The sequence below is a fragment of the Halobacillus dabanensis genome, assembly GCF_900114165.1.
Taxonomy (GTDB): Bacteria; Bacillota; Bacilli; order Bacillales; family Halobacillaceae; genus Halobacillus; species Halobacillus dabanensis.
This window is the reverse complement of sequence record NZ_FOSB01000001.1, coordinates 285,258-298,868: the sequence shown is the minus strand read 5'-3', so window position 1 is coordinate 298,868 and position 13,611 is coordinate 285,258. Positions and strand designations below refer to the sequence as shown.

General features: G+C 40.9%; 13 protein-coding genes. 3 read left to right on the top strand and 10 right to left on the bottom strand.

Features of this window, described 5'->3' with window-relative positions; all coding sequences use genetic code 11:
* Positions 1–53: 53 nt before the first annotated feature.
* Positions 54–674 (bottom strand): NfeD family protein, encoded by a 621-nt coding sequence (locus BMZ58_RS01485; protein ID WP_075034784.1) that lies wholly within the window; start codon positions 672–674, stop codon positions 54–56.
* 245 nt (positions 675–919) lie between these two features.
* Between BMZ58_RS01485 and ispG the strand changes: the two genes are divergently transcribed.
* Positions 920–2,044, top strand: coding sequence for a flavodoxin-dependent (E)-4-hydroxy-3-methylbut-2-enyl-diphosphate synthase (ispG, locus tag BMZ58_RS01480; protein ID WP_075034783.1), 1,125 nt, complete (start codon positions 920–922; stop codon positions 2,042–2,044).
* Between the two features lie 35 nt (positions 2,045–2,079).
* On the opposite strand, the gene BMZ58_RS01475 is transcribed toward ispG, so the two are convergent.
* Both BMZ58_RS01475 and BMZ58_RS01470 read right to left on the bottom strand, forming a co-directional pair.
* The gene (locus tag BMZ58_RS01475; protein ID WP_075034782.1) at positions 2,080–2,655 is read right to left on the bottom strand and encodes a hypothetical protein; all 576 of its coding nucleotides are present in this window, start codon (positions 2,653–2,655) and stop codon (positions 2,080–2,082) included.
* 119 nt (positions 2,656–2,774) lie between these two features.
* On the bottom strand, positions 2,775–3,503 hold the full coding sequence (locus tag BMZ58_RS01470; protein ID WP_075034781.1) for a transglycosylase SLT domain-containing protein: 729 nt from the start codon (positions 3,501–3,503) through the stop codon (positions 2,775–2,777).
* A gap of 190 nt (positions 3,504–3,693) precedes the next feature.
* Here BMZ58_RS01470 and BMZ58_RS01465 point away from each other — a divergent pair, with 190 nt between their 5' ends.
* Positions 3,694–3,978, top strand: coding sequence for a DUF2624 domain-containing protein (locus BMZ58_RS01465; RefSeq protein ID WP_075034780.1), 285 nt, complete (start codon positions 3,694–3,696; stop codon positions 3,976–3,978).
* 115 nt (positions 3,979–4,093) lie between these two features.
* Here BMZ58_RS01465 and BMZ58_RS01460 read toward each other — a convergent pair whose 3' ends face one another.
* Positions 4,094–4,987, bottom strand: coding sequence for a deoxyribonuclease IV (locus tag BMZ58_RS01460; RefSeq protein WP_075034779.1), 894 nt, complete (start codon positions 4,985–4,987; stop codon positions 4,094–4,096).
* A 16-nt stretch (positions 4,988–5,003) separates the two neighbouring features.
* Positions 5,004–6,323: a DEAD/DEAH box helicase gene (locus BMZ58_RS01455; protein ID WP_075034778.1), complete on the bottom strand. Its 1,320-nt coding sequence runs from the start codon at positions 6,321–6,323 to the stop codon at positions 5,004–5,006.
* Between the two features lie 277 nt (positions 6,324–6,600).
* Between BMZ58_RS01455 and BMZ58_RS01450 the strand changes: the two genes are divergently transcribed.
* A complete protein-coding gene (locus tag BMZ58_RS01450; protein ID WP_075034777.1) occupies positions 6,601–7,557 on the top strand; it encodes a 4-hydroxy-3-methylbut-2-enyl diphosphate reductase in 957 nt (318 codons plus the stop codon).
* Positions 7,558–7,631: 74 nt separating this feature from the next.
* Here the strand turns inward: BMZ58_RS01450 and BMZ58_RS01445 are convergent, their stop codons facing one another.
* The 5 genes from BMZ58_RS01445 to dnaG all read right to left on the bottom strand — a co-directional run bounded on the left by BMZ58_RS01445 (position 7,632) and on the right by dnaG (position 13,592).
* Positions 7,632–8,750, bottom strand: a complete 1,119-nt coding sequence (locus tag BMZ58_RS01445) for a Nif3-like dinuclear metal center hexameric protein (protein WP_075034776.1) — start codon at positions 8,748–8,750, stop codon at positions 7,632–7,634.
* Positions 8,743–9,453: a tRNA (adenine(22)-N(1))-methyltransferase gene (locus tag BMZ58_RS01440; RefSeq protein WP_075034775.1), complete on the bottom strand. Its 711-nt coding sequence runs from the start codon at positions 9,451–9,453 to the stop codon at positions 8,743–8,745. The genes BMZ58_RS01445 and BMZ58_RS01440 overlap by 8 nt, the downstream gene beginning before the upstream one ends.
* A 67-nt stretch (positions 9,454–9,520) precedes the next feature.
* Positions 9,521–9,886 carry a cytochrome c550 gene (cccA, locus tag BMZ58_RS01435; RefSeq protein ID WP_075034774.1) on the bottom strand — a complete coding sequence of 122 codons (366 nt, stop codon included), beginning with the start codon at positions 9,884–9,886 and terminating at the stop codon, positions 9,521–9,523.
* Between the two features lie 723 nt (positions 9,887–10,609).
* Positions 10,610–11,743 (bottom strand): RNA polymerase sigma factor RpoD, encoded by a 1,134-nt coding sequence (gene rpoD / locus BMZ58_RS01425; RefSeq protein WP_075034772.1) that lies wholly within the window; start codon positions 11,741–11,743, stop codon positions 10,610–10,612.
* A gap of 37 nt (positions 11,744–11,780) precedes the next feature.
* Positions 11,781–13,592 carry a DNA primase gene (gene dnaG, locus BMZ58_RS01420; RefSeq protein WP_075034771.1) on the bottom strand — a complete coding sequence of 604 codons (1,812 nt, stop codon included), beginning with the start codon at positions 13,590–13,592 and terminating at the stop codon, positions 11,781–11,783.
* Positions 13,593–13,611 lie beyond the last annotated feature (19 nt).

The window sequence follows — 13,611 nt, the reverse complement described above, 5'->3', positions numbered from 1 at the left end:
ATTATTTCTAAATACAAAGGAAATGGAGTGTTCAGTATTAGTTAAACCATTGGCTAAACCTTTTTAACCAATATTTTAGTCCCGTCCACACTGACAATTCGTATGCTATCTCCTTTTTCTACCCATTGACCATTTGATACTGCACTATATTCTTCGCCATCTATCTTTATCGTGCCGACCGGTCTCATATCGGTAGCAGCCTCCCCTTCCCTATCCAGAAGGAACTGGTATTTTTCATTCATTGAGTTATACCCCATCTCTGTAGACAATTGATCGTTCAGCGCCATCTTCGACCACATTTTCCGCCGTTTGAATACTTTTAAAAACAATAGAGAGGCGGCTCCACCTAAAATAACACCGATTACACTATACAAACCAGCCACCCAATTAGGCGCACTGAATCCTACAGCTATAATCATTGTCACCGCTCCAATGGTGGCAAGTGTACCATCATTAATTAATTTTCCATCTATAATCATCAAGAGAATGCCTAGAAAATAAACAAGCATCATAACAATGAACATTTCCGTCTCTAAAAAACGCGAAAAATAAACAGTAATAAAACCAAAACCGATAATCGCAAAAATTCCACGCATGTTTACGAGTAGTTCTCCAATTAAAAACATTGTTCCGAGGAATGTTATGAACAAAACAATCCAATCATAAGTAAACATTTTAGTCACACCCTTCCATGATTAATATGTATACGAACAAAAGGGGCGATTTGTTTCAAGTGCCAATAATTTTATTCCCCTGCTTCCCATGATATAAAGGAAATTAACTGAGGTTTACAAAATTTTAACGTGATGTCTTCAATTATTAAGGGTCTTGACTTCTCATTTAAAGCATAAGCCCTTATAATGAAGGTTGGAAATTCATCTTGCATACCTTTTTTTGAATATATAAAGGAGCGATATTAATGGCAATTACGCACAGAAAAGATACACGTCCTGTCAAAGTCGGGGACATTACAATAGGTGGATCGGATCAAGTCGTCATCCAATCCATGACAACAACGAAAACGCACGATGTAGAAGCAACGGTGGCAGAAATCAAGCGCTTAGAAGAGGCAGGCTGTCAAGTCGTCCGTGTTGCTTGTCCAGATGACCGTGCTGCTGATGCGATTCCTGAAATTAAAAAACGTATTAATATACCGCTTGTCGTGGACATTCATTTTGACTATAAAAAAGCACTTAAGGCTATCGAAGGTGGAGCAGACAAGATACGTATTAACCCTGGTAACATTGGTAAACGCGAAAAAGTAGAAGCTGTCGTCAAGGCGGCGAAAGAAAAAGGAATCCCTATTCGCATAGGAGTTAACGCCGGTTCTCTAGAACGCCATATCTTAGAAAAATATGGTTATCCAACAGCTGATGGAATGGTTGAGAGTGCCCTCCACCATATCAAGATTTTAGAAGATCTAGACTTTCACGATATTATCGTTTCCCTAAAAGCTTCTGATGTGAAATTGGCTATTGAAGCATATGAAAAAGCAGCAGCTGCCTTCAATTACCCTATTCACCTTGGGATTACTGAATCAGGAACACTATTTGCAGGTACCGTCAAAAGTGCAGCCGGCCTTGGTGCTATTCTTAGCAAAGGAATCGGAAGCACAGTTAGAATCAGTTTAAGTGCCGACCCTGTAGAAGAAGTGAAGGTAGCAAAGGAACTGCTTAAATCATTCGGTCTCGCTTCCAATGCAGCTACTTTGATTTCCTGCCCTACCTGTGGCCGGATTGAAATCGACTTAATTTCCATAGCAAATGAAGTGGAAGAGTATATTCAGACAATAAAAGCTCCAATTAAAGTGGCAGTACTTGGTTGTGCAGTAAACGGGCCTGGTGAAGCCCGTGAAGCAGATATTGGAATCGCAGGGGCACGTGGAGAAGGACTATTGTTCCGTCACGGCGAAATTATCCGAAAAGTACCAGAAGACATCATGGTTGAAGAATTGAAAAAAGAAGTGGATAAGCTTGCAGAAGAACATTATGAAAAAGAACGTTTGGAAAAAGAAAAATTAAAACAAGAGCAATCTCAATCATAAAAAGTGGACCCCAAAAAGGGTCCACTTTTTATTTGCTATATCACGTTGAAAAAGGGTGCGAAGAACATGGAAAATGCAATGGATACAATACTGATGATAATCGCCATATTTCCTAAAGTATCCGCGCCTCGTCTTTTTCCGATGATGCCCAGGATTATTCCTGCCGCTCCAAGAATTAACGGAGCAAAGAAGAAGGATAAGATAGCAGCAGACAAACCTAGCCACCCCATACCGACTTTCACATCATCATCTTCCATGGTCGTTTCCTTTTCCGTGTTGTTCATTGGTTGGTCCATTGGTCCTACTGCAGCTTCCTGAGCAAACTCTTCCTCATAACTATCTCCATAGACTGGTTGGTTTGGTCCACGTCCATGATCATCAGCCTCGACCGGATCATCAAAATCGGAAGCACCTGCTTCACTATTCCCTGCTTCATTTCGTAAATCCTGGTCTTGTATTTCATCAAAAGCTTCATTAATTACTTGCTCTGTCGACGGTTCTGCGCGAGTCTGTTCTTCAGCAGCTTCCGCATGGACTTGTTCTAATTCATCCCCATGTTGTGGAGCTTTCTCTGTCCTTTGATTCTCAACAGTATCCTTCGGATCATTCATACATATACCCTCACTTTCTGTTTGGAGAATCAAGATTATTATGTGGGAAACACTCTTTTTTTACTTAAGGGAGTTGATGGCAAAAAAATAAACGCCTGATGCAGTATCAGGCGCTCTTTCTAATTCGCTACGGCTACAGTTTTATGGTTTTCCGCATTTTCTTGAATTTCCACGGCATACCAACTTTCTGCATGACCATTTTCTTTTTTGTATTCCTTCAGACCACCCATCCCTCTGTGATAGGCTGTTAAAGCTTCGTCCCAATTCTTATATTCATGTTTTAAGAAATCTAAATAAACTAAGGATAATTGCATGGAATAATAAGGATCGAAAAGCAGCTCATCTTCGTATGGCAAATCAGCCATATCAGCAATCCACGGGGCAGTATTTTTCATGAACTGAGCCATTCCATAAGCCCGTCCATACTTCGTTTCTGGACCAACGAGGTCTGGGTCGAATGTCCCCCCAGTCTCCACCTTCAACAATTCGTAAACAAGATAAGGGTTTATCTCATATTGGTCAGCTTCACGCACAAGATACATGGCCCATGATTTCTTAAACTTCCCATTACTTTCTTCCACTAGACGATTGGCCTTTTTTTCGACTACGGGCCATGTATGAAAGCCGTTTTTTTCAACTTCCTTTAGTCGTTTTTCTTTCAGGTATTCATTTGTGGAGGTGAGTCGGTCAATCTCCTTCTCCATTTCTTCATTCTTATTTTGTAGATGCTTATTTTCATCAGCTAAGGCTTTTTCTTGCTTCTGGTTCCACTGATTTACAGTAAAGAATGTAAACGCAATTAGCAGCAATGCCAAACCTGCTGTCCAAAAAGGCTTTTGTTCCTTCATTTCATTCACTCCTTTTGTTCCCTGCGAATTGGTACTTCTGTCCAATGCCGCCCTGAATCCATTGGCTTATACTAATCGATCAGAATATGTATTTCAATAGAAACACTCATTAAGGGAATTTTTTTAAAAACACAAATCCTCCCCGACATTCATATGGTGTACTAAATACGGAGAGAGGGAGTATAAGCCTATGAAAAATGTGGCACAACAGTTAATTACCCAAAAATTAAAGCATCTAACCGTCAAAGACCTTCTTTTTTATAGTCAAAAGTACAAAATCCAGATTTCGAGGGATGAAGCTGCTGCCATTGTTAAAGCATTGAAAAAAAATGAGGATAATCCCTTCGATCCAGCTGGAAGGAAGCGGATGTTCAAAAAGCTTGCCAGCATCACTTCAAAAGATACGGCTCGTTCTGTTTATCAATTACTTATGAAAATGGCGAAAGAACACGGAGTAGAACACTGGTTAAAATAAACAATTCCAATTTTGAGTTAGTAGTAGGCTGCAGAAGACGATTCAATTTGGTTCAGGAGGAGGTTTTTGTGAAGAAAAAAGGAAGCTTAGAGAGGGCCTCTATGCTTCCTTTCGTTTACTGTGCCATGATTTTTTCTTTAAGTTCTTTATCGTACTTTCCTTCTTTGACCATATCAATCTCAAAACGATATGGTGGCTTTTTGTTCTTTTTGTCTTCTCCTACATAAGGTGTTTCTAAAATTTTTGGTAGGTCCTTCAATGTAGGGTGATGAATGACTTTGTGGAGGGCATCAAAACCAATGTGACCGAATCCGATGTTCTCGTGACGGTCCTTCCCTGCACCTTTGGTGTTTTTACTATCGTTTACATGCACGACCTTTAAGCGGTCTATGCCAACGATTTTATCAAATTCATTTAAAACTCCATCAAAATCTTCCACTACATTATAACCAGCATCGTGGATGTGGCAAGTATCCATACATACAGACAGTTTCTCATTCAAAGTGACCCCATCGATAATTTGGGCAAGCTCATCAAAACTTCTTCCAATTTCCGATCCTTTTCCTGCCATGGTCTCTAAAGCGATTTGAACATTCTGGTCTTTATGGAGCACTTCATTTAATCCTTCAATTATTTTTGGTAATCCTTTATCAACACCTTGTCCAACGTGAGATCCTGGATGAAGGACAATTTGTTTTGCTCCAAGTGCTTCTGTCCTTTCGATTTCATTTCTTAGAAAGTCCACTCCAAGCTGGAAAGTTTCCGGTTTCGTCGTGTTACCAATATTAATAATGTACGGAGCGTGAACGACGATATCATCGATTCCATTTTCCTTCATATGTGCCGTGCCTGCTTCGATATTTAATTCTTCAATTGGGCGACGTCTAGTATTTTGGGGTGCTCCTGTATAAATCATGAATGTGCCTGAACCATAAGAGACTGCTTCTTCACTAGCCCCAAGAAGCATTTTCTTCCCTTTCATCGATACGTGTGAACCAATCTTTAACATCAAATCTACCCTTTCTTTACCTCTTCTTGTATCTGTTTTGTTTCATCTTTTTCATGTTTTTGTCTGCTTCCTGTTTCATTTTCTTTTTATACCCTGGTTTGACCTTTTTAGGTTTACGGACCATTTGCTTCGCTTTCTTTTCCACGTCAGATGATTTCCGCTCTCTTGTTTGTCTTTCGTTGTAAGCATTGACTTCTTTCCACTCGCCGTTCTTCACTTCGTAAAATTCAAAGGAAAGTCCTTTTTTCTCAAGCTTCTGTATCAATGGTAGATCAGCTTCTTTATACAGATTGATGGCAGTGCCCTGCAACCCTGCCCTGGCTGTCCTCCCAACCCTGTGAATATAGAACTCTTCTTCCTTAGGCATTTGAGCATTTATAACGTGACTAACCCCTTGAATATCTATTCCACGGGATGCCAGGTCTGTAGCGACAATATACTGATAACGGAGATTTTGGATCTCTTTTAGCATTCTTTTTCTTTCTCTTGGTGAGAGGCCTCCGTGAAGGATTCCCGTTTCTAAGCCGCGGGTCATCAGTTTGTCTGCGAGTTCATTTGCGTGTTCTTTTCCATTGGTAAAAATGATCGCTAAATATGGCTGAATGGATTTAGAGACTTCAACTATAACATCAGCCGGGTCTTTATGGCGCAACGGTATTAGACGATGCTCCATCGTTTCGGGTGAGGGCTTATCATCTTCAATTTGGATATGTGTAGGGTTCGTCAAATATTTTTTCAAAAAAGGCTGGAGACGCTCAGGAATGGTCGCGGAAAAAACAAGCATCTGGACATCCTGATCCATGCGAACCAGTATTTGATCGACATCTTCTATGAAACCTAGATCGAGCATCAAGTCCGCCTCGTCAAGAACGAACGCTTTTGCCTGGTAAAGATCAATGGCTTCTTCCTTTACCATATCGAGGATTCTACCCGGTGTACCGACAACAATATGGGGAGTGTTGGAAGATAGTTTACCCACCATCTTGTGCTTATCTGTTCCGCCGATTAAAAGCTTCGAACGCCATACTTGCTCTTTTCCAGCTAGTTGAATTGCCTTCTTCACTTCATCTTGAATCTGTATCGCTAATTCTCGTGTGGGTGCCGTAATGACAAATTGAACATGATCCGAAGTTTCATCCAAATCATTAAACATAGGAAGTAAATAAGCGTGTGTCTTTCCAGAACCCGTGTGGGACTGTCCAATGAGACTTTCCCCTCTTAACGCCGCTGGCAGGACTTGCTTTTGAATAGGTGTCGGTTTTTTGAAGCCTAACCCTTCGACTATTTTACTGACCGTCGTAGTGATGGCATATTGATCAAATGTATGCTTACTCATAAACTTTCTCCTTTAATATAGGCTTTGTATAACAAGACAACTACTTCCCCTCTACGGAACTGGTAGTCCATTCCCATAGGAGAGTCGGAAATTCCCTTCATTTACTAACTACTGCCTTATTGTAAAATGTTCCTTCCCTATTATAATAGAGCAGGAGGTAAAATGCACGATAACGTTGTTTTATAATGACTTTCTTTGTCATCTTTCCCTTTACCCTTTATAATGATAATGGTATCTTAAAAGTTATTGGATTGGATATAGAGGAGGACGTTAATCAATGGAAGTCATTAAAATCGCCCCTCGCGGTTATTGTTATGGTGTGGTTGATGCAATGGTCATTGCTCGAAATGCAGCCAAAGACCCGAATTTACCTCGCCCAATATATATTTTAGGCATGATTGTTCATAACTCTCATGTAACAGAAGCCTTCAAAGAAGAAGGAATCATCACTGTAGATGGAAAGAATCGAAATGACATGTTAGAAGGAATTCATGAGGGCACTGTTATTTTCACTGCCCATGGTGTATCCCCCCAAGTGAAAGAACGTGCGGAAGCTAAAGGATTGACCGCTTTAGATGCCACTTGTCCTGATGTTACCAATACTCATAATTTAATTAGAAAAAAAGTAGCCGAAGGATTTGAGGTCATTTATGTTGGGAAAAAAGGTCACCCAGAACCAGAAGGCGCTATGGGTGTAGCACCAGGAAAAGTCCACCTTGTCCAAACAGAGGAAGATGTTGAGGAACTTGAACTCAATCATGATAAATTGATGATCACTAACCAGACGACCATGAGTCAATGGGACGTTTATGATGTGATGGAAAAAGCTAAAGAAAGGTTTCCACAACTTGAAAAACAACAAGAAATCTGCATGGCAACCCAGGTGCGCCAGGAAGCTGTATCGGAACAAGCCAGTGAAGCAGATTTGACACTTGTCGTCGGAGACCCGATGAGCAATAATTCCAATCGCCTTGCACAGGTTTCTATGGAAAAGGCAGGCACACCGGCTCATCGTATATCCGATGTCACAGAAATTCAATTGGAATGGCTCGAAGGAGTCCAAAAAGTAGCAGTAACAGCTGGTGCTTCCACTCCGACACCGATTACCAAAGAAGTGATTAAGTTCATTGAGCAATTTGACCATGAAAATGAGGACACATGGATTCGGGAATCGAAAGTAGAACAGAAAAAGATCCTGCCACCGGTCAGAGCAAAGAAAAAAGTAAAAAGATAAATTTAAGGGGTGAAGCAAAAGCTTTCACCCCCTTTTATTGTCGACCATTATAATAAAACCTAAATTGAATTACATTATATGACTTTAAATGGCTCCGTATTTGATTCAGAAATAATGATATTTAAATTTCCAACTCCATTACAATGGTCTTCCAGATATTGTTTCACTTTGGGACAAACTACTTTTTCCACGTGGTGACCTGGGTCAATGACAGAAAGCCCCATTTCTGCCGCATCCTGAGTCATATGGAATGTCATATCTCCTGTTACATAGACATCTGCACCACTTCGCTTGGCTGCATGAATATATTTTTCTCCGCTCCCTCCTAAGAGGGCTACTTTCTTCACTTTTTTATCAAGGTTGCCTGAGACGCGAACATGAGGTACTTGGTATTCTTTCTTCACTCTTTCCACTAGCGTACTTAAAAGGACAGGTTCATCCAGCTTACCAACTCGACCGACCCCCATTTGCTCTCCTTCATTCAGTAATGGATATAAATCATAAGCCACTTCTTCATAAGGGTGAGTGTCTTCCATCGCTTTTAATACAGCTGGTAATTTTGTCTTGGGTACAATCGTCTCGATGCGTTTTTCATCGACATATTCCATTTTCCCTTGTTCGCCTATATAAGGATCGGTTCCGCTCTCAGGCTTGAATGTCCCTTGTCCAGATAATTGGTACGTACAGTGACTGTAATTACCTATGTGGCCCGCGCCCGCCTCACTGATTGCCTCCCGCAATTCGTTTGCATGGCTTTCAGGAACGAATACAGTCAATTTTACAAGAGAGTCTTTTTCTGTCTCAATCAATGGCTTCGTCTGTTTCACACCTAAAAGATCTGCCATTACATCATTTACTCCGCCTGCTGCAACATCTAAGTTTGTGTGCGCCGCATATACGGTGATATCATGTTTGATTAATTTCTGGACAACTCTTCCTTTAGGAGTATCCAAGTTAATTTGACTAAGCTTCACAAATAACAATGGGTGGTGAGCAATAATTAGATCGACCCCCTTTTCGATAGCCTCATCCACCACGTTTTCCAGTACATCTAACGTAACCATAATGGTATGAACAGGTTTATGGAGTGTGCCTACTTGAAGGCCGACATTATCCCAGTCGTATGCGAAATGCTTGGGCGCCCATTTTTCAAACTGATTAATAACTTCCTGCGCTGTCATTGTTTCATTCATTGTGCAATACCTCCTCTAACCAATAGAGTTCTTTTTGGTGTTGCTTCAACTTTTCTTCATCTGGAAGTGAAGCTTGTTTCATTTGATTGATAATATACATTTTCTTTTTATGTTCCTCTTTACATTTATTAAGGAATGCATCCGGTCGACGCTCTATCAGGAAAGGTCCCAACCACATTTGTTTTTCCAATTTATCTTTTTGATAAGCGGAATCGGCCTCACCCTTTTCTGCTACCAAAATCTCATAAATATGTCCACCTTCTTCAACAATCGCTTCATCCACAAGAGCATAACCATGGTCGTAATACCACTTGCGAACAGATCTCGAGTCAATGTTAGGTTGTGTAATAATACGATTGACCGCAAATAGTTTATTCCTTCCTTGCTCTAGTATATCCCGGATCAACGGACCACCCATGCCAGCAATGACCACCTGTTTTATTTCTTCTGGTTCCACCACGTCGAGACCATCGCCAAGTCGGACATCGATACGCTCGTTTAAGGCGTGCTTTTTCACTTCTTTTAACGCACTCTCATAGGGGCCTTGATTTACTTCACCAGCTACAGCACGCGCCTTTGGGTCATTTAAACAAACGTAGCACGGTAAGTAAGCATGGTCTGAGCCGATATCGGCAAAGTAAGCCTCTTCTGGCAAGTAATTTGCAACTACTGCCAGGCGTTGGGATAATTGATTGACATTCATAATATCTTCCCTCTCATAATAAAGAAAAGCTTTCTGATAGGAACAGAAAGCTTTTCTTTCAAACTTCTTATTTTTGTTCAGCTAACCATTCAGCTACCTGAGTTGCTTGCTCTCCGGTGTACAGTCCAGGCGGCATGGAACCTTTACCATTGAGGATGATTTCTTCGATTTCTTCTGCGGAATAACGACTACCTACTTCTTGAAGGTTCGGTCCAGCCCCTCCACTAAGATCGCCACCGTGGCAGCTTGCACATTGGTTCTGGAAGAGTTCTTCCGGGTCAGCATTTGCCGTTTCTTCCTGTTGCTCTCCGCCGCCTTCTTCTTCATTTTGGATAGCTTCCTGCTGATTGAGACCAGCTGCAGAAACGATGATCATAACAACAATACCTAATGCTGCGATGATTGCGAATGGAATCACAGGGTTTTTTCTCATTTGTTGCTACCTCCTTATGTATTCCCTCTTATTAATTTTTCGTGTCTATTCGACTATATTTATTTTACTTGAAAACCGTTACTTATTAAAGAGATAACATGTGAAAACTTATAAAACAATATATATGAACAGTAATATTGTACCTAGTATACCTGAATAGAAGAGAGCTTGTACTCTACATACTCTTCCCACTACCACCCATAATGTACAGTTTAATGTAAGGGTTATGTATAAACTCCACCCAGATCCGTAAAAATATTGAACCAACGTTATCGATGCTAAAAGAAAAACCAGTATAACGACGGTTAACGGAATCAACAACCAGTCGGACTCCTTATATTTTAACCAGTTTACATGAATCCATTCGACTGCTACAAAACTCGACAAAAGCCCTGTTTGCATTATGATGCCCATTTCAGTAAAATAAATGACAAGAAATGAAAGGGGTATCAAAAACAAACTTAACGCCAGCCATAAGTAAAATAGATATCCATAAGAACTATTAGTGTACTGATTTTCATGCCCATCCTGGCTTTCTCCTTGTGTATAAAGCGCTAACAAAAAATCGCAATATTCAGTGGGGAGTAACCGGTTTTGTTTCCAATACCTTATTTCATTTACGATCGTTTTCGTACGTTCCTCTTTCATAGCACCCTCCAAAAGCAAAAGATAACTCAGGTCCCCCTTCATTATATATGAAAGGTTCCCTGAGTCGGAAGACTGTTATTCCATGAAGTCTTTTAATCGTTTGCTTCGACTTGGGTGGCGCAGTTTCCGAAGAGCCTTAGCTTCGATTTGACGGATTCTCTCACGAGTAACTCCGAAAACTTTCCCTACTTCTTCCAATGTTCTTGTACGTCCATCATCCAATCCAAAACGAAGACGTAGAACATTTTCTTCACGATCCGTCAATGTATCAAGTACATCTTCCAATTGCTCTTTCAGAAGTTCGTAGGCGGCATGGTCAGAAGGAGATGTAGCTTCCTGATCTTCAATGAAATCACCTAAATGGGAGTCATCTTCTTCACCAATAGGGGTTTCAAGAGAAACCGGCTCTTGAGCTATTTTTAGGATTTCACGTACTTTATCTGGAGTTAGATCCATGTCTTGCGCAATTTCTTCAGGTGTAGGTTCTCTGCCAAGGTCTTGTAACAGTTGACGTTGAACACGAATCAATTTATTGATTGTTTCCACCATGTGGACCGGAATACGGATGGTACGAGCCTGATCGGCAATAGCACGCGTAATTGCCTGTCTGATCCACCATGTAGCATACGTACTGAACTTATAACCTTTACGGTAATCAAATTTTTCGACAGCTTTAATCAAGCCCATGTTACCTTCTTGAATCAAGTCAAGGAACAACATTCCTCTTCCTACATATCGCTTTGCAATACTGACAACTAGTCGCAGGTTTGCTTCAGCTAAATCTCTTTTGGCTTCTTCGTCACCATTTTCGATCCGCTGCGCCAAACTGATTTCATCTTTAGCAGAAAGGAGGTTTACACGACCGATTTCTTTCAAATACATACGTACAGGGTCATTGATTTTCACCCCTGGTGGTACACTTAAATCGTTAAGATCGAATTCCTCTTCTTTATCCAACTGTTTCATACTAGGATCAGTTTCAGAGTCACCGATGACTTCTACCCCTTGTTCATTGAGGTGTTCATAAAATTCATCCATTTGATCTGAATCCAATTCGTAGCTAGATAACTTTTCTGCTACCTCTTCATATGCGAGGATTCCGCGTTTTTTCCCTAACTCTACTACTTGCTCTTTCGCTTGTTCAAGTGTCAATTCCGTCTGATTCTCAGTTTCTTTAGAACGTGATGGCTGTTGTTGCTTATCTGCCATAAGTCCCCCTCCTTCCAACAATCTATCCAAACTCTTCCTAATGGTGTTTCAATTCTTTTTTTCGTCTAATGATCTCCATTGCAATTTCAGCTGCTTTGATCGGCTCATTTTGTTGCTCCGCTCTCTTTAACTCAGCCTCTAAATTTTTTATGTCTGTTCGATCCCATTGTTCTGATTTTATCCTTTCGATATAATCATGGATTTCTTGATCAGAAACTTCTTCACTAACAGGGGCCATGGCGAGTTCAATGGCAAGATCTTTAATCGAACGATCTCCGATCATTTCGACGAACTGACTGATATCCGATTCATTGCCGTCTTCATAATATGCATAAAGATGTGTCACAATGACCTGATGATCTTCAATATTGAAAGCCCCCCCGATTTCTTCCTGAACTTTATCAGCAATATACGGGTCTTTCAACATATATGCAATCAGCTTCCTTTCTGCGTTGTGAAAAGCAGGAAGGAGCTTCTTCTGAACTGTCGGTCGTCTTGTATCATTAGTATAACGGTTCTTCGGTTCCTTATCCTTTTGACCACTTTGGCTTCTCAACCTCTGTACTTCTTCTTTGAGGGTGGCGGTGGAAAGTTGAAACTCAGAAGCCAATTCATTGAGATAATGTTCCCGTTCTACCGCTCTGTCGAGGCCAGCTATCTCTTTTAATACCTCTTCTATATAAGTGATACGATCTCCTTCTACTTGAAGGTTATAACCCCTACGAAGATAACTCATCATGAATGAAATGTACGTGTCACTCGTATCAATGATTTCACGTTTGAATCTTTCTCCGCCGTGTTTTTGTATAAAATCATCAGGATCCAGTTCGTCTGGTACACGCGCGACATAGGTTTGACACCCAACACTCTTCGTTAATTTCGCCGCCTTCACAGCAGCTTCAATACCGGCACGATCTCCATCGTAGCATATGATGATTTGATCAGCGTACTTTTTCAATAAATTCGCCTGAGTACTCGATAACGAAGTTCCCATCGTACCAACAGCATGATGAATTCCTGCCTGGTTTGCAGAAATAACATCACCGAATCCCTCAAAAAGAATGACCGATTTCTCTTTTCTAATAGAAGATCTGGCGAGGTCGAAATTATACAAAAGCCTTCCTTTATGAAAAAGTTCCGTCTCAGGACTGTTTAAATACTTAGGTTCTTGTGCCCCGAGCGATCTGCCGGCAAATGCTACAGTCTTTCCAAGGTGGTTTCTAAGCGGGAAGATCACCCTTCCCCTGAATCGATCCGCATATTCTCCGTGGTCATTCGTGCTTAGCAGTCCTGCCTTGACCATCGTCTGCGGATGATAACCTTTCTTTTCAAGAAAAGTGACTACAAAGTCTTTGGAGTCTGGAGAATATCCCATTTGATATTTTTGAATCGTCTCATCGGTGAAGCCCCGGTCAATCAAATATTGATAGGCTTCCCGACCATCTTTGGAATTCTTTAACAAATGATGGTATAATTTAGTCAACCATTCATGAGCTTCAAGCATCGCCTGAGATTCCTGACTACGTTCTGTAGGGGGCTCATCTCCCATTTGTTCAGGAAGATCGATGCCTGTTTGTTCTGCCAACTGCTTCAATGCCTGAATAAAACTAAAGCCTTCCATCTCCATCAGGAAGGTGTATACATTCCCTCCCTTTCCACAACCAAAGCAATGAAAGATTTGCTTATCTTGAGAAACGGAAAAAGAAGGAGTGTTTTCTCCATGGAAAGGACAAAGTCCGAAATGGTTTCGACCCTGCTTTTTTAGATCGACATAGTTCCCGATCACTTCAACAATATCTGTCGATTTTCTGATCTCATCTACTTTTTCCTCTGGAATATGTCCAGCCATATGATCACCATTCTACTTC

What these genes read in the sequence shown, in the direction of transcription:
- cccA (WP_075034774.1), bottom strand. Translation starts at nt 9,886, where the DNA reads ATGAGAAAAAACCCTGTGATTCCATTCGCAATCATCGCAGCATTAGGT.
- rpoD (WP_075034772.1), bottom strand. Translation starts at nt 11,743, where the DNA reads ATGGCAGATAAGCAACAACAGCCATCACGTTCTAAAGAAACTGAGAAT.
- ispG (WP_075034783.1), top strand. Translation starts at nt 920, where the DNA reads ATGGCAATTACGCACAGAAAAGATACACGTCCTGTCAAAGTCGGGGAC.
- BMZ58_RS01450 (WP_075034777.1), top strand. Translation starts at nt 6,601, where the DNA reads ATGGAAGTCATTAAAATCGCCCCTCGCGGTTATTGTTATGGTGTGGTT.
- BMZ58_RS01465 (WP_075034780.1), top strand. Translation starts at nt 3,694, where the DNA reads ATGAAAAATGTGGCACAACAGTTAATTACCCAAAAATTAAAGCATCTA.
- BMZ58_RS01460 (WP_075034779.1), bottom strand. Translation starts at nt 4,987, where the DNA reads ATGTTAAAGATTGGTTCACACGTATCGATGAAAGGGAAGAAAATGCTT.
- dnaG (WP_075034771.1), bottom strand. Translation starts at nt 13,592, where the DNA reads ATGGCTGGACATATTCCAGAGGAAAAAGTAGATGAGATCAGAAAATCG.
- BMZ58_RS01475 (WP_075034782.1), bottom strand. Translation starts at nt 2,655, where the DNA reads ATGAATGATCCGAAGGATACTGTTGAGAATCAAAGGACAGAGAAAGCT.
- BMZ58_RS01455 (WP_075034778.1), bottom strand. Translation starts at nt 6,323, where the DNA reads ATGAGTAAGCATACATTTGATCAATATGCCATCACTACGACGGTCAGT.
- BMZ58_RS01440 (WP_075034775.1), bottom strand. Translation starts at nt 9,453, where the DNA reads ATGAATGTCAATCAATTATCCCAACGCCTGGCAGTAGTTGCAAATTAC.
- BMZ58_RS01445 (WP_075034776.1), bottom strand. Translation starts at nt 8,750, where the DNA reads ATGAATGAAACAATGACAGCGCAGGAAGTTATTAATCAGTTTGAAAAA.
- BMZ58_RS01470 (WP_075034781.1), bottom strand. Translation starts at nt 3,503, where the DNA reads ATGAAGGAACAAAAGCCTTTTTGGACAGCAGGTTTGGCATTGCTGCTA.
- BMZ58_RS01485 (WP_075034784.1), bottom strand. Translation starts at nt 674, where the DNA reads ATGTTTACTTATGATTGGATTGTTTTGTTCATAACATTCCTCGGAACA.